The sequence below is a fragment of the Streptomyces sp. NPDC088194 genome (genome assembly GCF_040702025.1).
Classification (GTDB): Bacteria; Actinomycetota; Actinomycetes; order Streptomycetales; family Streptomycetaceae; genus Actinacidiphila.
The window spans coordinates 84,508-102,897 of the sequence record NZ_JBFBIV010000027.1 but is presented as its reverse complement, the minus strand read 5'-3'; the positions used below and the strand labels follow the sequence as shown (position 1 = coordinate 102,897).

Annotated in this window: 16 protein-coding genes; 11 read left to right on the top strand and 5 right to left on the bottom strand. The window is 74.6% G+C overall.

The window, feature by feature from the left end:
• The first annotated feature begins 10 nt into the window (after positions 1–10).
• A complete protein-coding gene (locus AB0399_RS17480) occupies positions 11–535 on the top strand; it encodes a phage tail protein (protein WP_329374100.1) in 525 nt (174 codons plus the stop codon).
• Positions 516–2,258 carry a zinc ribbon domain-containing protein gene (locus AB0399_RS17475; protein ID WP_366411891.1) on the top strand — a complete coding sequence of 581 codons (1,743 nt, stop codon included), beginning with the start codon at positions 516–518 and terminating at the stop codon, positions 2,256–2,258. The genes AB0399_RS17480 and AB0399_RS17475 overlap by 20 nt, the downstream gene beginning before the upstream one ends.
• A 210-nt stretch (positions 2,259–2,468) precedes the next feature.
• Here the strand turns inward: AB0399_RS17475 and AB0399_RS17470 are convergent, their stop codons facing one another.
• Positions 2,469–3,668: an MFS transporter gene (locus AB0399_RS17470; protein WP_329366655.1), complete on the bottom strand. Its 1,200-nt coding sequence runs from the start codon at positions 3,666–3,668 to the stop codon at positions 2,469–2,471.
• Positions 3,669–3,850: 182 nt separating this feature from the next.
• Here AB0399_RS17470 and AB0399_RS17465 point away from each other — a divergent pair, with 182 nt between their 5' ends.
• The 4 genes from AB0399_RS17465 (at position 3,851) to AB0399_RS17450 (ending at position 8,606) form a co-directional block, all read left to right on the top strand.
• The gene (locus AB0399_RS17465) at positions 3,851–5,125 is read left to right on the top strand and encodes an extracellular solute-binding protein (protein WP_366411890.1); all 1,275 of its coding nucleotides are present in this window, start codon (positions 3,851–3,853) and stop codon (positions 5,123–5,125) included.
• Positions 5,122–6,015 carry a sugar ABC transporter permease gene (locus AB0399_RS17460; RefSeq protein ID WP_329366659.1) on the top strand — a complete coding sequence of 298 codons (894 nt, stop codon included), beginning with the start codon at positions 5,122–5,124 and terminating at the stop codon, positions 6,013–6,015. Before AB0399_RS17465 ends, AB0399_RS17460 begins: the two co-directional genes overlap by 4 nt.
• A 1-nt stretch (position 6,016) precedes the next feature.
• Positions 6,017–6,853 carry a carbohydrate ABC transporter permease gene (locus tag AB0399_RS17455; RefSeq protein ID WP_366411889.1) on the top strand — a complete coding sequence of 279 codons (837 nt, stop codon included), beginning with the start codon at positions 6,017–6,019 and terminating at the stop codon, positions 6,851–6,853.
• Between the two features lie 340 nt (positions 6,854–7,193).
• On the top strand, positions 7,194–8,606 hold the full coding sequence (locus AB0399_RS17450; protein ID WP_366411888.1) for a hypothetical protein: 1,413 nt from the start codon (positions 7,194–7,196) through the stop codon (positions 8,604–8,606).
• A 58-nt stretch (positions 8,607–8,664) separates the two neighbouring features.
• Here the strand turns inward: AB0399_RS17450 and AB0399_RS17445 are convergent, their stop codons facing one another.
• Positions 8,665–9,309 carry a methyltransferase domain-containing protein gene (locus AB0399_RS17445; protein ID WP_366411887.1) on the bottom strand — a complete coding sequence of 215 codons (645 nt, stop codon included), beginning with the start codon at positions 9,307–9,309 and terminating at the stop codon, positions 8,665–8,667.
• A 300-nt stretch (positions 9,310–9,609) separates the two neighbouring features.
• Between AB0399_RS17445 and AB0399_RS17440 the strand changes: the two genes are divergently transcribed.
• A complete protein-coding gene (locus AB0399_RS17440; protein ID WP_329366665.1) occupies positions 9,610–9,852 on the top strand; it encodes a hypothetical protein in 243 nt (80 codons plus the stop codon).
• Between the two features lie 27 nt (positions 9,853–9,879).
• On the opposite strand, the gene AB0399_RS17435 is transcribed toward AB0399_RS17440, so the two are convergent.
• Together AB0399_RS17435 and AB0399_RS17430 are read right to left on the bottom strand one after the other, a co-directional pair.
• Complete coding sequence (locus AB0399_RS17435; RefSeq protein WP_329366667.1) at positions 9,880–10,362, bottom strand: MarR family transcriptional regulator; 483 nt, start codon at positions 10,360–10,362, stop codon at positions 9,880–9,882.
• A 133-nt stretch (positions 10,363–10,495) separates the two neighbouring features.
• Positions 10,496–12,064 carry an MFS transporter gene (locus tag AB0399_RS17430; RefSeq protein ID WP_366411886.1) on the bottom strand — a complete coding sequence of 523 codons (1,569 nt, stop codon included), beginning with the start codon at positions 12,062–12,064 and terminating at the stop codon, positions 10,496–10,498.
• Positions 12,065–12,140: 76 nt separating this feature from the next.
• Here AB0399_RS17430 and AB0399_RS17425 point away from each other — a divergent pair, with 76 nt between their 5' ends.
• Together AB0399_RS17425 and AB0399_RS17420 are read left to right on the top strand one after the other, a co-directional pair.
• A complete protein-coding gene (locus AB0399_RS17425) occupies positions 12,141–12,584 on the top strand; it encodes a protein-tyrosine phosphatase family protein (protein WP_329366670.1) in 444 nt (147 codons plus the stop codon).
• Between the two features lie 182 nt (positions 12,585–12,766).
• On the top strand, positions 12,767–13,309 hold the full coding sequence (locus AB0399_RS17420) for a hypothetical protein (protein WP_328467026.1): 543 nt from the start codon (positions 12,767–12,769) through the stop codon (positions 13,307–13,309).
• A gap of 118 nt (positions 13,310–13,427) precedes the next feature.
• Here the strand turns inward: AB0399_RS17420 and AB0399_RS17415 are convergent, their stop codons facing one another.
• Complete coding sequence (locus AB0399_RS17415) at positions 13,428–15,395, bottom strand: glycoside hydrolase family 2 TIM barrel-domain containing protein (protein ID WP_366411885.1); 1,968 nt, start codon at positions 15,393–15,395, stop codon at positions 13,428–13,430.
• 160 nt (positions 15,396–15,555) lie between these two features.
• Between AB0399_RS17415 and AB0399_RS17410 the strand changes: the two genes are divergently transcribed.
• Positions 15,556–16,719, top strand: coding sequence for a LacI family DNA-binding transcriptional regulator (locus AB0399_RS17410; RefSeq protein WP_366411884.1), 1,164 nt, complete (start codon positions 15,556–15,558; stop codon positions 16,717–16,719).
• Positions 16,720–17,037: 318 nt separating this feature from the next.
• Complete coding sequence (locus AB0399_RS17405; RefSeq protein ID WP_366411883.1) at positions 17,038–18,378, top strand: extracellular solute-binding protein; 1,341 nt, start codon at positions 17,038–17,040, stop codon at positions 18,376–18,378.
• Positions 18,379–18,390 lie beyond the last annotated feature (12 nt).

The window sequence follows — 18,390 nt, the reverse complement described above, 5'->3', positions numbered from 1 at the left end:
GCTGGGGGCGATGCTGCCCGCCGTCTTCGCCGAGGACGACCTCGCACAGCGCTTCGTCGCCGGGCTCGACGAGGTGCTCGCCCCGATCCACAACGTGCTGGACTGCCTGGACTCGTACTTCGCGCCGTCGCTGGCGCCCGCGGACTTCACCCGCTGGCTCGGTGACTGGGTGGGCGCGGAGACCGACGGCGTCGAGGACATCGCCGCGCTGCGCCGGGCCGTCGCCGCCGCCGCGCACCTGCACCGCATCCGCGGCACCCGGCGCGGCCTGGCCGAGGTGGTACGGCTCGCCTTCGGCGTGGAGCCCGAGATCAGCGAGAGCGGCGCCGTGGCCTGGAACGCCAGGCCCCTCGGCCCGGTGCCCGGCGAGCGCCGCCCGCACCTGCACATCTCCATACGGCTGCCCGACCCGCACCCCTCCGACCAGGTGCGGCTGGACCGCCTCGTCGCGGCGGCCCGCCCCGCTCACATGCCCTACACGGTCCAGGTGACCGCGGTTGAAAGGACCTCCGAAGGTGACCGGACGAAGCTATGACGCCGAGCCGCCCCGGCCGCGGGCGCGGACCTGCGCGGAGTGCGGCACGCAAGCGGGTCCCGACCAGTCGTTCTGCGACGGGTGCGGGGCAGTGCTCGGCTGGGCGGAGCCGCCGGCCGCAAGCTCCGCGCGGCGCCCGTCCGAGGCGCCGCTGAGCGCGGCGGCCGGTCCCGCGCCGGCTCCCGCCGCGGCGGGCGCGGGCGCGGGACCGCTGCCGCCGGCGGCGAGCGAGGGCGCGGGTGCGGCGGGCGCCGGCGGCTTCCCGCCGCCGTCCTCCGGTGGCGGCTCGCCGTACGCCCCGCCGGGGTCCGGCGCGGGTTCGGGCGCGGGCGCGGGCCGTCCGGGAGCCGAGGGCGCGGGGCCGATGCCGCCGCGCGCGGGCGAGGGGACCGGCGGCCGCGGCTTCGGCGGCGGCGCGGGACAGGACGTGATCGAGGACCCGGGCGCCAAGTCCGCGGCGCCGATCGGCGGGACGGGTGGCGGCCAGGAGTCGTGGGGCGAGGTGCCACGGCAGGGGCAGCCCCCGGTCGCCGAGTGGCAGGCCGCTGCCGCCGGGCCGGCCCCGGACGCGGGTGCGGGTGCGGGCGCGGGTGCGGGCGTCCCGGGCCCGGGCCCAGGTCCAGGTGGCCCGGGTGCCCGTACGGACCCCATGGAAGACACCCTGGAGCAGCCGCCCGCCACCGACCCGCAGTACCCGCAGGCGCAGCCGCCCGCCACCGATCCGCACTACCCGCAGTACCCGCAGGCACAGCAACCGCCGCAGGCACAGCAACCGCCGCAGCCGGGGCAGCCGCCGCAGCCCCAGCAACCGCCCCAGTCGCCCTCCGCCGAGGAGCGGGCCCGCGCCCTGCTCATCCCGGTCGCCGACCCGCAGCAGCGGCCGGCGGCGGCCCCGTCGGTGGGCGCGGTCATGCCCGGCCGTCCGGTCGCGGCGCGGCCCCTGGTCCGTACGCCCGGCGAACTGCCCGACGACGACGGCCCGGCGGGCTGCCCCTGGTGCCAGACCGGCAACCGCGTGGAACGGCACTTCTGCCGGCGCTGCGCGATGCCGATGTCGGGGCGGCCGCAGGACGACCTGGTCCGCCGGCCGTGGTGGCGGCGGCTGCTGGACTTCTTCCGCCGGCGGGAGACCCCGTGGGCCGGTGACCGGCCGCGGCTGGGCCGCAACCTGGGCCGGGTGGTGACCTGGCTGGTCGGCGCGGGCGCCGCCGCCCTGGTGGTGGTGGGCGCGATGCACATCGACGACGGGGTGCGGGCGACGCAGGACCACTTCGCCAAGCGGGCCTCGGTCGTCCCCGACTCCATGTCGGCGTCGCACTCCTACCCGGGCCACGGGCCGAAGCTGGCGTTCGACGAGTACAACAACACCTGGTGGGGGCCGGGCATCTCGGAGTCCGGGGCCGGGGAGTGGCTGGAGGCGAAGTTCATCCAGCCGGTGCACCTGCTGGACCTCGTCATCACCCCGGGTGAGTCGACCCAGCCGGCCGACCTGCAGAAGTCCGCGGAGCCGCACCAGCTCGACGTCACCGTCACCACCGCCGACGGCCGCACCATCGTCCGCCACATCACCCTCGACCAGGGCAGCGGCGGCCAGACCGTCTCCTTCCGTGCCACGAAGGTGACCTCGGTCCGGTTCACCGTGCGCTCCTCCTACGGCATCGACAAGAAGAAGCAAGTGGCCATCGCCGAGATCGAGTTCTTCGGCCCGAAGCACTCCAACTGACGGCCGCGCGCAAGCCGACGGGCCCGTCCCCCGCCCGGGGGCCGGGCCCGTCCGCGCGTCAGCCGCCGTCCGGGACCACCGCCGTCCGGGACCACCGCCGTCCGGGACCGCCGCCGTCCGCACACCCGCCCCCACCCGTACGCGCGCCGTCCGGCCCACCGGCCACGCACCCACCGGCCACGCACCGTCCGGCCCACCGGCCGCGCACCGTCACTGCGACGGCAGCGGCCTGCGCAGCAGGTACGCCGCCACGGTGCCCGACATCGCGATCACGCACGCCACGAAGATCAGGCCGGCGCTGCGCAGTCCCACCCCCACCGCCACCGCGCCGATGCCCACCACCGGCAGCGCGATCCCAACGTAGGCGGCGACGAACAGCGCCGAGATCGTCGCGCCGCGCTGCTCCGCGGGCGCGACCCGGCTCACCGTGGCCACCGCGCCGCGGAACGCCAGGCCCTGGCCGACACCGCTGACCACCGCGCCCGCGACGAGCAGGCCCAGCGACTCCGCCAGCAGCGAGCAGCCGATCAGCACCAGACCCGCCATCAGCACCAGGCAGCCGAGCGGCAGGGAGCGCGCGGCGCCGAACCGGCCCATCAGCGACTGCCCGACCATCGAGGCGAGGAAGACCGACAGCACCACCGCCCCGGAGACCGCGAGGTTGTGCACGCCCAGGTACTCGGCGACGAACGACGGGGCGACCGCGGTGAACAGGCCCAGTACGGAGAACCCGGCGAACGCGGCGAGCGCGGCGGGCGCGAAGACACCCCGCACCTGGGCCGGCACCGCCATGCCCTGCGGGCGCAGCCGGGGCCGCGGATCGCGGCGGCGCACCGTCTCCGGCAGCCGCCAGACGATCGCGCAGCTGACGGCGAGCAGGCCCAGGTGGACCAGGTACGGCAGCCGCAGCGGGTAGGGCGCGTACTGCGCCAGCACCCCGGCGAGCATCGGCCCGCAGCCCAGCCCGCCCATGTTGGCGGCCGTCGCGGCGAGCGCGGCCCGCCCGCGCTGGGCGGGCGCGGCCAGTTCGGTGACCGCGGCGGTGCCGGCGCCGCTGAACAGGCCGGCCGAGAAGCCCGACAGCAGCCGCCCGACGAACAGCAGCGGCAGCCCGCCCTCGGACACGAAGCACACCGCGCTCAGCGCGGAGAAGCCGAGCCCGGCCAGCAGCACCGGACGGCGGCCCAGCAGGTCGGAGAAGTCGCCGGCGATCAGCAGCGCGGTGATCACCCCGCAGGCGTAGACGGCGAAGACCACGGTCACCATGAACTCGGAGAACCCGAGTTGCTGACGGTAGAGCCCGTACAGCGGCGTCGGCAGGGTGGTCCCCGCCATGCCCACCGCGAACACCACGGCGGCCAGGGCGTACCAGGGCCGGACGGGGCGCGCTCCGGCGCCGGGAGTCGTCATGCTCACAACCTAGGCCCGCACCCGGCGCCAGGGCCGTCGCCGCCACCGCCCGCGCGCCGCGGCCGGGTGCCGGGGATGCCGCCATGTTCACGCAACATCCCTGTCGTAATTCGCCTGCATGGTTGTTCCTTGAGTCGGCGTGAAGATCGTCGGCCGGACAGGGCGACGACGGGAGACGCGAGATGACGTTCAGCCGCAGACGACTGCTCGGTGCCGGTGGCGGCCTCGCCTTCACCGGCGCGCTGACCGCGGCGTGCGGGTCCGACACCGGGCGGGGCGACGGCGGGGGCGGGGGCGGCAAGGGGGGCGAGGTCACCCTCCAGCAGTGGTACCACCAGTACGGCGAGGCGGGCACCGAGCAGGCCGTCCGCCGGTACGCCGCCGCGTACCACCCGGCGAAGGTGAAGGTGCAGTGGCGGCCCGGCGACTACGACCAGCAGACCGCCGCGGCGCTGCTGACCTCCTCGGGCCCGGACGTCTTCGAGGGCAGCCCGACGCTGGACCAGATCCAGGGCGGCCAGGTGGCCGACCTCACCGACCTGGTGGCCGCGGTGAAGGACGACTTCAACCCGGCGGTGCTGGCGCCGAAGACGTATGACGGGAAGATCTGGGGCGTCCCCCAGGTCATCGACATGCAGATGCTCTACTACCGCAAGAGCCTGCTCGCCGACGCGCACGTCCAGCCGCCGACCAGCCTGGACGAACTGATCGACGCGGCCGGCGCCTTGACCACGAAGAAGGTCAAGGGCCTGTTCCTCGGCAACGACGGCGGCGCCGGGGTGCTGGGCGGCACCCCGCTGTACGCCGCCGGGTTGAGCCTGGTCACCGCGGGCGGCCAGGTCGGCTTCGACGACCCGGCCGCCGCCCGCACCCTCGGCAAGTTCCACCACCTGTACGCCGACAAGTCGCTGCTGCTGGGCGCGCCGGCCGACTGGTCCGACCCGTCGGCCTTCGTCCAGGGGCTCACCGCGATGCAGTGGTCCGGGCTGTGGGCGCTGCCCGCGGTCCAGAAGGCGCTCGGTGACGACTTCGGGGTGCTGCCGTTCCCCGCGGACGGCGCGGCCGGCAAGCCCACGGTGCCGGTCGGCGCGTACGGCTCGGCCGTCAACGCGCGCGGCAAGCACCAGGCCGAGGCCAAGGCGTACGTGAAGTGGCTGTGGGTCGACCGCACCGACTACCAGGAGGACTTCGCGCTCTCCTACGGCTTCCACATCCCGGCCCGGATCTCGCTGGCGAGGAAGGCGGCCAAGCTGCGCCAGGGCGCGGCGGCCGACGCCGTGTCGTACACCACGGACCATGGCTACGCCCAGCCGCTGTTGTGGACCCCGGCCAGCCAGACCTCGTACCAGGACGCGCTGAGCCGCATCATCAAGGACGGCGCGGACCCCGGCTCGGAGCTGAAGGCGGTGGTCCGCACGACCGCCGCGGAGCTCCAGCGGGTGCGGAAGAAGCCGTGAGGCACCGCACGCTGTGGTTCTGGGCGTTCGTCGGACCGTTCGCCGCCGGGCTGGCGCTGTTCACCTACGTTCCGCTGCTGTGGAGCGTGTACCTGAGCTTCTTCGACGCGCACAACACGGTCTCCCCGCACCACTTCGTGGGCCTGGACAACTACGCGTCGATGCTCCGCGACCGGGCGTTCACCGACAGCCTGGGCACGTTCGGGCTGTTCGCGCTGCTGATCGTGCCCGCCACCTTCGCGCTGTCGCTGGGTTTGGCGCTGATGGTCAACCGGCTGCGGTACGCCCGGGCGTTCTTCCGCTCGGTGTTCTTCCTGCCGACCGCCTGCTCCTACGTGGTGGCCGCGCTGATCTGGAAGATGTCGATCTTCAACGGGGTGCGGTTCGGCCTGGCCAACACCGTGCTCGGCTGGTTCGGCGCCGACCAGGTCGCGTGGCTGTCCACCACCCACCCGCCGTGGTACTGGCTGGTGATCGTGACCGTGCGGCTGTGGCTGCAGGCCGGCTTCTACATGGTGCTCTTCCTGGCCGGCCTGCAACGCATCCCGGCGCCGCTGTACGAGGCGGCCGCCGTGGACGGCGCGCGGCCCGGCTGGCAGGTCTTCCGGCACATCACCTTCCCGCAACTGCGGGCCACCTCCGTGGCGGTGGCGCTGCTGCTGGTCATCAACGCGTTCCAGGCGTTCGACGAGTTCTACAACCTGCTCAGCGACTCCCGCGGCTACCCGCCCTACGCCCGGCCGCCGCTGGTCTACCTCTACTACCTCGCGCTCGGGCAGGGGCAGAACCTCGGCGAGGGCAGCGCGGGCGCGGTGATCCTCGCGCTGATCATCGCGGTGGTCACCGTCGGCCAGGCGCGCTGGTTCGGGCTGGGCAGGAGGGAGGACTGACGTGGACAAGGCCCTGCTCGCCCTCGGGCGCGCGATACGCGTGGTGCTGCTGGTGGTGCTCGCGCTGCTCTTCCTGATCCCCTTCTACCTGCTGGTGCGCAACGGGCTGTCCACCGAGCAGGACATCACCTCGCCGGAGTGGACCTTCTTCCCGGCCCACCTGCACTGGTCCAACGTCACCGAGGTGTTCGACGACCCGGCGCTGCCGATGGCCCACGCGCTGCTCACCTCGGCGCTGATCGCGGTCACCACCACCCTCGGCACGGTGCTGCTGGCGTCGCTGGCCGGCTACGGCCTGGCCCGTATCCCCTACCGGTACGCCGACCAGGTCTTCTACGCGATCCTCGGCACCATGATGGTGCCGGCGGCCGTCACCTTCCTGCCGAGCTTCGTGCTGGTCTCCTCGCTCGGCTGGATCTCCACGCTGCGCGGCCTGATCATCCCGACGCTCTTCTCCGCGTTCGCCTGCTTCGTCTTCCGGCAGTACTTCCTCGGCTTCCCCGGCGAGTTGGAGGACGCCGCGAAGGTGGACGGGCTGGGCTACTGGCGGACGTACTGGCGGATCGTGGTGCCCAACTCGCGGCCGGTCTTCGCGGCGGTCGCCACGATCGTCTTCATCGGCGCCTGGAACTCCTTCCTGTGGCCGCTGGTGATCGGGCAGGACCAGTCGACGTGGACCGTCCAGGTCGCGCTGTCCACCCTGACCACCGCCCAAGTGGTCAACATCCACGAGCTGTTCGCCGCGTCGGCGGTGTCGATCCTGCCGCTGCTGCTGGTCTTCCTGCTGCTCCAGCGGCACATCGTGGCGGGTGTCGAGCGCTCCGGCATCGACGACTGACGCCCTGGGCATCATTCCCCTGAACCACCGGACCCCTTCACCGACAGCGCCCGACCCCTCACTCTGCGCCCACGCGGCGCCCCGCCGGAGCCGCCGCCGCGGGGCGGGCCCGCGGTGGTGTGGGATCGCTCACGTGGGCCCCGGGCGCCCGGCGGCGATCGGGGGCCGGATCGGCAGGCGGGGCCCGGGATTTGCGCGCCCCGGGCGGCACCCGGTCTTCACCGCGGGGAGGCGGGGAGTTTCGACCGGCTATAGGGAGACGTGCCCCTAGTGTCGTACTTTGCCTGGAGGCCAGAAGGTACGAAACGGGCCCCCGACGAGGGCCCCGGAGGGAGCGACCGTGTCGGAACGGAGAATTCCGGCGCCCTCGGGGCCCGGTGCGTCGCGCGGCCTGAACCGCCGGGCGCTGCTTCAGGCGGCCGGCATGGGGGCCGGGGTGCTCGCCGCCGGCGCCGCCACGGTGGGACGGGTGGTCGCGGCGACCAACACGTCGGACAGCGCGGCGCCCGCGCCCGCCGCCGACCTGCCGCTCACCGGCGGGCCGGACTTCCCGATCGGCCTGTACTGGCCGCCGCACCCGTACCAGACCACCCTCGCCCGCTACCGGGAGATCACCGACGCGGGCTTCACCTTCCTGATCACCGGCAACTACCAGCTCGACGAGGCCAGCGCGAACCAGGCGCTGGGCATGGCCGACCAGGTGGGCCTGAAGGTGCTGGTCGCCGGGGACCCGCGGGTGAGCGTGGTCGCGCAGCACATGACCGTCACGGACGACCGCAGCGTGCCGACCTCGATCACCACCGCCGACGCCACCGAGTGGATACGGTCGGCCACCGGCAGCTACGCGCGCCACCCGTCGTTCGCCGGACTCAGCCTCTACGACGAGCCCGGCACCGACCGCTTCCCCACCGTCGGCGCGCTGACCGGCATCGTCCGCACGGCCACCCCCGGCCTGCTGCCGTACGCCAACATCAACCGCGGCAACGGCGCGCACTACACCCGCTTCGTGCAGAGCTACCTCGACACGGTCAAGCCCGCGCTGATCTCCTTCGACCGCTACCCGTTCCTCACCGAGGGCCTGGACACGGACTACTTCGAGACCTGGGCGATCGTCCGCAAGGCCGCGATGGCGGCGGGCGTCCCGGCCTGGACGTACATCCAGTCCGCCGGCTTCAACGGTCATGTCACGCCGACGGCCGCGCAGATGTCCTGGCAGGTGAACGTGAGCCTGGCGTACGGCTGCAAGGGCATCCAGTACTTCACCTACTGGACCCCCGACCCGGCCCGCGGCGAGGGCTACACCCAGGCCCTGATCACCGCCGACGGCGAGCGCACCCCGCTCTACGACGCCGCCACCAAGCTCAACGCGGGCTGGCTGCGACCCGTCGGCCGCCAGCTCAAGCCGCTGGTCTCGGAGTCCGTGCAGCACCTCAACGACGCACCGGCGCCGACCGGCACCACGCCGTTCGCGCCCGGCGCGCACCTCACGAGCGCCACCGGCGACCCGGCGATCCTCGGCGTCTTCAAGGGCGCCACCGACGACGGCACCCGCCACCTGCTCGTCGTCAACCGCGACCCGGACTCGTCGGCCACCGTACGGATCGGCCTGAACGCGTCGACGGTGGAGGCGGTCTCCCGCTTCGACCCGTCCACCGCGACCTATCCGCGGGCGAGCCGCCCGGCGGACCTCTCCCTCACCCTCGACGGCGGGGCCGCCGCCCTGTACCGGCTGTCGCCGCACCGGTCGTCCTGACCTCCACGGGGCCGCCGGGGACGGGCTCGGGCGCCCCCGCGGATCGCCGGCGCCGGCCTCAGGAGGAGGTGAGCGCGGCCGCGCGGCGGAGCTTCAGCGTGTTGTCGCGGCGCATCCGGGTACGGCCCTCGGGGTCGGTGAACTCGCGCTCGTACTCGGTGGCGACCAGGAGTTCCCACCCGCCGGGCGGCAGCTCCAGGCTCGCGTGGACCTCCTCCGGGGTGGGGAAGTGCACGTCGAGGTCCGGGGGTTCGTCCCCCGCGGGCCAGCCCGCGTGCCCGACGACCAGCAGCACCCCGCCGGGGGCCACCGCGGCCGCCGCCGACCGGAGGATCTCCTCGCGCGGCATCTCGACCGGTGAGTGCAGGAAGTGCGCGGACACCAGGTCGAAGCGGCCGGCCGGGAAGTCCACGGCCAGGTCGTGCCGGCGCCACTCCACCCGGTCGGCCACCCCGGCCTGCTCGGCGTGGCCGGCCGCGCGCTCCAGCGCCCGCCGGGAGACGTCCGTCCCGACCACCCGCCAGCCCTGCCCGGCCAGCCAGATCGCGTCCCCGCCCTCCCCGCACCCCAGGTCGAGCGCCGTACCCGGCGCCAGTCCGGTCACCTCGCGGACCAGCGCCACGTTGGGCCGGCCGCTCCAGATCCGTTCCGTGCCGCCGTACCGCTCGTCCCAGTACTCCTCCGCCGATGCCACCTCGCCCATCCGGACGGCTCCTCTCCCTGTCGCGAGCACCGCTTCCGGTGCACCGCCGAGCATGGGTCGCCCTCTGCCGTAACGCCAAGCTTCGTTGCCGGAACGGCAAGCGGGGTGGGAGGTGTGCGCGGGAGGGGTGCTCGGGACGAGTGCGCGGGATGGGGGAAGGGATCGCCGGGACGAGGAGCGCACGAGGACGCGCGGAGACGTACGGCTGCGGCGGGCGATCAAGGGCAGACGGTTCCGCAGCAGCCCGCCCGGCCGCCGCGGCCGAAGCGGAACCCGGAACCAGGACGAAGAGGTGGACGCGTGAGCGGCTTGAGGGTGACGACCACGGCCGAGGTCTCGATGGAGCTGAGCACCTACGACGCCGATCGGCAGCGCGAGATCCACGAGGCGCTGGACCGGCTGGCGGACGCCTCCGCCCAGGGCGCGGGCACGCCCGACGGGGTGGGGCGGCGCGCGGAGCTGCTGCCCGGGATGGCCTTCCACTGGGTGGTGCTGGAGGCGCCCCGGCTGGCCATCGTCTGGCAGATCGTCCTACGGAGCTGACCTGGGCGTTCGGCGCTCCGCCGCCCTTCAGGACGGGTCGTCGTTGAGGTGGTCGACCAGGCGGAACAGGGCGGGGAGCGCGGCGCGTACGGCGTCGCGGTCCGCGTCGTCGAGGGCGCCGAGCGCGCTGTCGAGCCGCCGCTCGTGGGCCCGGGTCCACGCGGCGAGCTGCTCGCGGCCGGCGTCGGTGAGCGCGACGGCGGCGGCGCGCCGCTCGCCGGGGTCGACGTCCCGGGTGACCAGGCCGGACGTGATCATCTGGCCGACCAGGCCGCTGACCGTGCTGTTCGCCAGTCGCTGCCGGGTGGCCAGCTCGCTGACCCGGGCCGGCGAGCGCTCGGCCAGCACCTGGAGGAGTTCGACCTGCGCCATCGGCAGGGTCTCCCACGGGTAGTCGGTGCGGATCGACGCCCGCAGGGCGCGGCGCAGCCGCGTCACGGCCTCGGTGAGCCGGCGGGCGTCCGAGGCGTCACCGGACGCGGCGAGTTCGGGGGTCGGCTGCGACGACATGGCCCAAGCCTACGGCGCGGGCCGGTGGTTCGGATCGCCGTGCCCGGAAGGAAGCACGCCATCGGCACACCCGGGTACGGCGCCCGGCGCGCCGCACCCGCACGCCCTGGCCGGAACCGCCGCCCGCCGCTCCTCAGCGCCGCGGCGCGCCCTCGCCCGGCGCCCTCCCCGCGCAAGCGGAACCGCCGCGCGCCCCGTCCGCATCCCCGGCCTCGTTTCCGTTTCCGTCCGGGCGCCGGCCCGGCGCCCGCGGGCCGAACCACGCGGCGGCCACCGCCACCGCCGCGGCCGCCACCAGGACCGCCGCCGCCCAGCGCGCCGCGCCCGTACCGCCGGCGAGGGCGCCGCCCGCGGGGCCGTACCGCTCGCCGAGGTGCAGCGCGAGGGTGACCAGGGCGACGCCGAGTGCGGTGCCCAGCCCGCGCGCCATGTTGACCAGGCCGCCGCCGGTGCCGGAGGACCGGCGCGGGATGGCCGCCATGATCATCGCGTTGTTCGCCGGGGTGAAGGTGCCCAGACCCAGGCCGACGACGGCGAGCACCACGGCCAGCAGGCCCGCGGTCAGCGGCACCACCAGCAGCGCGGCCGTCGCGGCGGTCAGCACGCCCGCGCCCAGCACGCACCGGCCGCGGTCGGACAGCCCGCGCGGCAGGACCCGGTCGCCGCCGGTCGCGGCAGCCGCGAACCCGGCCGGGAGCGCGGTGAGCACCAGCCCGGTGATCAGCTCGGACGAGCCGGACCCGGCGAGCACGACGGGCACCAGCACCAGGGGCCCGAAGAGCACCAGATACCCGCTGAGCGCGCCGACCAGCCCGAGGGAGACCGTACGGCCGCGGACCAGCGCGAGGTCGAGCAGCGGGGTACGCGCCCGGCCCTGCCGCACCACGAATCCCCAGCCCGCCGCTGCCGCCACCGCGAACAGCGCCACGACCGCCCAGCCCGGCACCGGCAGGCCCGAGGCCGCCGACACCCCCAGCAGGCCGCCGCCCGTCGCGGCGGCGAGCAGCGCGAGCCCGGGCCAGTCGAAACCGCCGCTGCCGCGCCGCTCCCTGGTCCGCGGCAGCAGGTAGTGCCCGGCGACCAGGGCGAGCACGCCGATCGGGACGTTCACCCCGAACACCCAGCGCCAGCCCAGCGTCGAGACCAGCACGCCGCCGACCGTGGGCCCCAGCGCCAGGCCCAGCGCCTGGGCCGCCGCCTGCACGCCCAGCGCGGCCCGCATCCGCTCGCGCGGCGCGCTCGTGGTCACCAGCGCCACGCTGTTGGCCTGCATCAGTGCGGCACCCACCGCCTGCACACCGCGGAACACCACCAGCATCAGCAGCGACGGGGCCAGCCCGCACACCGCCGAGGCCGCCGTGAACACGGCGAACCCGTAGAGGTAGAGCAGCTTGCGCCCGTGCGCGTCCGACAGCCGTCCGGCCGGCACCAGCAGGGCGATCAGCACCAGTAGATAGGCCAGGGACACCCACTCCACGGCGGCCGGCGAGGCGTCGAACCGCTGCCGCAGCCCGCCGTAGGTGAGCGTCACGATGCTCGCGTCGAGCTGCCCCATGAACGCGCCGAAGCAGACGGTCGCGACGGCCAGCCGCCATGCGTACGGGCGGCCGCGCACCGCGTCCGGCCGGGCCCGCTCGTGCAGCAGCAGCGCCGGCCAGCGCGTACGCCCGTCCGCCGGCCGGGTCCCCGCACGCGTCGTCATACGGCCGAGCATACATCGGTCACCGAACTGTTCGGAGACCGTCTTGGGCCGGGGCCGCGGCGGCTACCCTCGGCACATGAGCGGTACATGGGAGCCGGCGGCCACCGGCGTGCTGAGGCTGCCGTCCGGGCGGCTGGTGCGCGGCCGGGGGCTGCGCAACGCGCTGCCCGAGGGGCCGCCGCCGGACTTCGCCGTCCATCTGCTCGGGCGCCGGCCGCCGCCGGTGGAGTGGGAGGCGCGGTGGGTGCGCTGGCCGGACTTCCGGCTGCCGTCGGACCGTACGGCGTTCGCCGAGGCACTGGCCGAGCTGTGGCGGCGGGCGGAGGACGCCCGCGTGGAGATCGCCTGCGGGGGCGGGTTCGGGCGCACCGGCACCGCGCTGGCCTGCCTCGCGGCGCTCGACGGCGTCCCCGGCGACGAAGCCGTCGGCTACGTCCGCGCGCACTACTCCCGCCGGGCCGTCGAGACGCCGTGGCAACGCCGCTTCGTGACCGCCTTCGCCCGCTCCCGCCGGCCCTGACGCCCCTCCCACCAGCTCCGACGCCCGCTCCCCCTCGGCTCCGACGCCCGCCCCCGGCAGCTCCGACGCCCGCTCCCGGCGGCCTCGGTACCGAGCCCCGCACGCTCGGCTCTCCGCGTCCGGCGGCGCTGTCCGGTTACGATCCTTCGGGGAATCGAACAGTCGGACGGAGGAGAGTGCGCGTGAGCAGCAAACCTGACCTGGTCGGCGTCGTCGGATCGGCCCGGGCCCTGGGCTCGCTCGCGGTGCTGACCGGTGCGGCCGGGGCGCTGCCCGTGCTGCTCGGGCACACCAAGGGGCTGAGCGGCGCGGTGGTGGCCGTGATCGGGGCGCTGCTGTTCGCCATACCCTGCGCGTGGTCCGCCGGGCCGCGGCGCGCCTGGTACCGGACCCGGCTGGAGGCGGCGGTACCGGCGCCCGACGAGTCCGTGGTGACCGCGCCGGAGGAGACCTTCGAACGCGTCACCCGCCCGATGACCTCCACGGTGATCGTGTCGATCGGCGTCGGGCTGCTCATCGCGTACACCACCGGCATCCCCGCGGGGCTCGTGCTCAGCGGTGTCGGCGCGGGCATGCTGAGCCAGGCCCGGTGGGTCGCCCGGCAGGAACGCGCCCAGGGCGTACGGCTGCTCTGCCCGGCCGCCCCGAGTCGGGTCTCCGCGGACGACCCGAACCTCGCCGCGTACCAGGAAGTCCCCTTCTACACGCTGCCCCCGCGGGCCTGACCCCGGCGGAGCCGCCGCGCGCGGAACCCCGCGCGGACGCGCCCCAGGCGGACCCGGCCGTCGCGGGCATGGCGTCGCCCCGGCCCCGGCACGACCGGGGGCGGGGCGACGCCGGCCGTCACTCGGAGTCGCCCGGCGCGGAGCCGCCCCCCTTCGTCCCGGTGACGATCTCGCTGATGGACTCCAGCGGCAGCTTCGGGGTGCCGTCGTCGAAGAGCAGCCCGTTGGTCTCCTGGGCGGTGTCCATGAACTGCGTGTAGCAGAAGCCCGCGACGAGCGGGCTGCGCAGAAGCGCGCCGAACATCTCCCGCAGCAGCGCCGCGTACTGGGTGTCGGAGCTGGTGTACGTGTACGCGAAGTCGCCCTCGTCGGCGCGCAGCGACAGCCCGCCGAACTCGGTGACCATCAGCGGGGCGTCGCCCGCGGCGAACCGTTCGGCCTGCGCCGCGGTGAGCGAGAGGGCTCGGCCGGACGGGCCCGGGCCGGCCAGCACCGCGTCGAAGGCGGCGGCGTCGCCGTAGCGCGCGGTCAGCCGGGCCGGGTCCGCGGTGTAGTCGTGCACGCCGAGGATGTCGCTGTCGGCGTGCTCCCAGCCCTCGTTGGAGACGACCGGCCGGGTCGGGTCGAGGGCGCGGGTGAGGTTGGCGAGCGCGACCGAGAAGTGGCGCTGCGCGGGATCGCGGGCCAGGTCGGTGATGCCCCAGCTCTCGTTGATCGGGACCCAGGTGACCACGCTCGGGTGGCTGCGGTCGCGGTGGACCAGGTCCAGCCACTCCCGGGTCAGCGTCTCGACGGCCTCGCCGCAGAAGTCGTACGTCGCGGCGGTCTCGCCCCACACCAGCAGGCCGAGCCGGTCGGCCCAGAACAGGAACCGCGGGTCCTCGGCCTTCTGGTGTATCCGGGTGGCGTTGAAGCCCATCGCCTTGGTCAGCTCGACCTCGCGGCGCAGTTCCCCGGTGCCGGCGTTGGCCAGCAGGGTGCGCGGGCGGTAGCCCTGGTTGAGCACCGAACGCACGTAGTAGGGGTGGCCGTTGAGGAGGAAGGCGCCGCGCCCGACGCCGACGGAGCGCACCCCGACGTAGCTGTCCACCTGGTCCACGACGGCCCCGGCCGAGGCGCCCGCCCCGGTCCCGGTCCCGGTCCCGGCCTCGTCCGGATCGCGCACGGTGACCCGGGCGTCCAGCAGCACCGGGTGCTCCGGGCGCCACACCAGCTGCTCCCGGTCGATGCCGTTGCGCAGCGCGGGAATCTCCACGTCGATCCGGGCCCGGCGGCCCCGGAGCACGGCCGAGGTCTCGGCGAGCACCTGGTCGCCGCGGCGGATCACCACGTCCACGGCGAGCGGGGTGGCCGGCGGGCGGGCGAGGGTCACTTCGGCGGTCACGCCGCGCGCGGGGTCGGTGGTCCACGCCAGCTCGGCGATGTGCCGCGCGGGCACCGACTCGGTCCACACGCTCTGCCAGATGCCGGTGGTCCGCTCGTACCAGACCGCGTGCGGCCGCTCCTGCCAGTCCTGCTTGCCGCGCGGCTGCGCGAGCTCGACCGGGTCGTCCTCGGCCCGGACCACCAGGACGTGCTCGGCGGCGCCGGGCCGCAGCGCGTCGGTCACGTCGGCGGTGAACGGCGCCTGCCCGCCGACGTGTTCGGCCACCAGCCGCCCGTCGAGCCACACCCGCGCGCGGTGGTCCACGGCGCCGAAGTGGATCAACGCCCGCCGGTCCGCGGCGCCTTCGGCCGGGCCGTCCGGCACGAGGACCGCGTGCGGGACGCGGCGCCGGTACCAGACGACCGGGTGCCGCCCGGTCTCGCCGACACCGGAGGCCGGCGCCTCCGGCGGGAACGGCACGGTGATCCGCCGGTCGAACGGGTCGGCGCCGGCGCCCGGACCGCCCGCCGCCGGACCGCCCTCGGCCGGACCGCCCTCGGCCGGACCGCCCTCGGCCGGATCGCCGGCCGCGAACCAGGACTCGCGCTCGCCGACCCCCGCGTCGTCGTACCCGAAGTCCCACTCGCCGTCCAGACTGCTCCACTGCTCCCGGCAGAGCATCGGCCGCGGATACGACCCGTCCTGCTCGCTCGCCCTCACGGCTCCTCCTTCTGCCTGCCCGGCAACGGGCGTCGTCACGACCTGGGGTCGTAAGATTCGTGTGATCAAGGTCGGCGTCCAGCTTGGGCGATAATTTGCATCGATGCAAGAGGCAGCATCCCGAGCGGACCCGACCGTTCCGACCAGAGGGGAACGCCCGGTGGCCAGAGTGAGGATGCGCGACGTCGCCGAGCACGCCGGTGTGTCGGTGCGGACCGTGTCCAACGTGGTCAGCGGATACACGCACGTCAGCGAGGCGACCCGGGCCCGGGTGCAGCGCTCGCTGGACGAGCTGGGCTACAAGATGGACTACCTCGCGCGCGGTCTGCGTTCGGGCCGCACCGGGTTCGTCGCGCTGGCCGTGCCGTTCGTGGTGGAGCCGTACTTCGCCGCGCTCGCGCAGGCCGTCATCCAGGCCGCGGCCCGGCGCGGGATCACCGTGCTCGTGGAGTCGACCGGGGGCGACCGCGAGGTCGAGCGGCGCATCCTGGCGGGCGGCCTGACCAACGTCGCCGACGGCGTGCTGTTCAGCGCGCTCACCGTGCCGGCCGCCGACGTCCCGCCCACCGGACCGGACTTTCCGCTGGTCATGCTGGGTGAGCACAATGTCGGCGACCACCTGCCGCGGGTCGGCATCGACAACGTGGCGGCCGCCCGCACCGCCGTGGAGCACCTGCTCGCGCAGGGCTGCCGGCGGATCGTCGCGCTCGGCCTGAACGGCAGCGAGAACGGCCGGCAGCGCGCCGAGGGCTACCAGCAGGCGCTCTCCGCGGCCGGCGTGCGGCGGGTGAACTGGCTGGTCGAGCCGGTCGCGGACTGGACCAGGGCGCACGGCTACGCGACCGTCCGGCGGCTGCTGGAGGGCAGCGGGCCGCTGCCCGACGCGATCTTCGCCTTCAACGACGCGCTCGCGGTGGGCGCGTTGCGCGCGCTCGACGCCTCGGGGGTGCGTGTACCGGACGAGGTCGCGGTGGTGGGCGTGGACGACATCCCCGAGTGCGCGTACACGCACCCCCCGCTCACCTCGATCGCACCCGACCTGGACGTGATCGCCGAACGCGCGCTCAGCCTGCTGGACGCGCAGACCCGAGGCGCCGGCCGGCCGGGCGACACCGACACCGGCACCCGCACCCGCACCGACACCGGCACCGACACCACCGGTGTGACCTGCGACGACGCGGCGGACGGCGGGGACCCCGGCGACCGGGAGGGCGCCCGGGAGGACACCTCGGAGGGCGCCCAGCACTGGGCGGGCGCCTCGGAGGCGACCCCGTTCCGACTCGTGGTCCGCGAGTCCTCGCAGCGCCCGCCGACCGCGAAGTAGCGCGCGCCGGAAGCGAACCGGCGCGGCCCCGGCCCCGGAGCGGCACCCCGCGGCGGCGGCGCCCGCCCCTCCCCCGCCCCGCCCCCGCGCGCGCCCGTACCCGGCCTCCGCGCCGGCCCGGTGTGCACCGGTCCACCGTTCCCGCGCCCGTCCCGGACCGGACGCGCGGCGGCGCGGGCCTGCCGTACGTCACCGACCTCCGGGTATGTCCCGCCTCGCCCTCGAAGGGACTTACCGCCGATCTATTGCAACGTTGCAAATCCTATGCCAAGGTCTCCGGCATCGAGTTCACATCGAATTAACGAGGTGAATACGCCCATGAGCGGAGCGTTGGGGCGCCGCCGGTTCCTGGCGCTCGGTGGAGGGCTGGCCCTGTCCGGAGGACTCGCGGCGTGCTCTTCCCCGTTGGCCACGGGTCTGGCCGGCACGCAGCCGGACACCGCGGACGTCATCTTCTGGAACCTGTTCACCGGTGGTGACGGTGCCAACATGGTGCTGATGGAGAACGCGTTCCGCAAGGCCCACCCGGGGCTGTCGGTCGAGGCGACCATCCTGGGGTGGGGGAACCCGTACTACACGAAGCTGGCGCTGGCGACGGCGAGCGGCACCCCGCCCGACGTCGGCATCGCGCACCTGTCCCGGCTGCCGCTGCTGGCCGCGGCCGGGCTGCTGGAACCGGTGCAGGACGCGGGCGTCGGCGAACTCGGCATCACCGCGGACAAGTTCACGCCCGCCGCGTGGAAGAAGGCCACCGTGGACGGCACCGTCTACGCGGTGCCGCTGGACACCCACCCGTTCGTGCTCTTCTACAACAGCGACCTGGCGCGCAAGGCCGGGCTGCTCGACGCGGCCGGCGACGGCCTGAAGCCGATGAAGGACGGGGCCGCGTTCACCGACGCGCTCCGGGCGATGAAGGACGCCGGCGCGCAGTACGGCGCGGTGATGTCGACCACCGCCGACCCGTCCACCTGCTGGCGCTACTTCAGCATGATCTACTCCGGCATCGCCGGTCCGGTCGTCACGGACGCGGGCACCAAGGTCGACGTGGACGACGACGCGGCGCGGTCGACGTTCGCGTTCATGCAGAGCCTGACCGCGGGCGGCCTGATGCCCAAGAGCCTGACCGGCTCCGGGGTGAACGCCCTGTTCTCCACCGGCAAGGCGGGCTTCCTCTTCGACGGCGAGTGGCAGATCCCCACCTACCGCGGGGTCAAGGACTTCCACTTCAACGTGGTGCCCTTCCCCGCGCTGCTCGGCCCCAAGCCGGTCGCCTACGCCGACTCGCACTCGCTGGTGATCCCGCGCAGCGGCAAGCGGTCCTCGGCGCGCACCGCGCACGCGGCGCTGTTCATCAAGAGCCTGCTCGACAACAGCGCGATCTGGGCGCACGGCGGCCATGTGCCGGCCTGGCTGTCCACCCAGCGCAGCACGGCCTTCCTCGACCAGACCCCGCAACGCAACTACGTGCAGGCCGCGTTCAACGCGGTGTACGACCCGGTCGCCTGGTACACCGGCGCCGGCTCGGACTTCCAGACCACGGTGGGATCGACCGTCATCGAGGTCATCGCCGGGCGGCTCAGCCCCAAGTCGGGTGTCTCCCGGCTGCGTTCGGACCTGAAGCGCTACACCACCGCCCGACCGCCGGTCACCATCGGATAGGAGGCCGCCACC

Bases quoted from the DNA above. Each gene is read 5' to 3' on its own strand.
- AB0399_RS17480 (WP_329374100.1), top strand. From the start codon at position 11: ATGCTGCCCGCCGTCTTCGCCGAGGACGACCTCGCACAGCGCTTCGTC.
- AB0399_RS17465 (WP_366411890.1), top strand. From the start codon at position 3,851: ATGACGTTCAGCCGCAGACGACTGCTCGGTGCCGGTGGCGGCCTCGCC.
- AB0399_RS17435 (WP_329366667.1), bottom strand. From the start codon at position 10,362: ATGTCGTCGCAGCCGACCCCCGAACTCGCCGCGTCCGGTGACGCCTCG.
- AB0399_RS17425 (WP_329366670.1), top strand. From the start codon at position 12,141: ATGAGCGGTACATGGGAGCCGGCGGCCACCGGCGTGCTGAGGCTGCCG.
- AB0399_RS17445 (WP_366411887.1), bottom strand. From the start codon at position 9,309: ATGGGCGAGGTGGCATCGGCGGAGGAGTACTGGGACGAGCGGTACGGC.
- AB0399_RS17430 (WP_366411886.1), bottom strand. From the start codon at position 12,064: ATGACGACGCGTGCGGGGACCCGGCCGGCGGACGGGCGTACGCGCTGG.
- AB0399_RS17405 (WP_366411883.1), top strand. From the start codon at position 17,038: ATGAGCGGAGCGTTGGGGCGCCGCCGGTTCCTGGCGCTCGGTGGAGGG.
- AB0399_RS17470 (WP_329366655.1), bottom strand. From the start codon at position 3,668: ATGACGACTCCCGGCGCCGGAGCGCGCCCCGTCCGGCCCTGGTACGCC.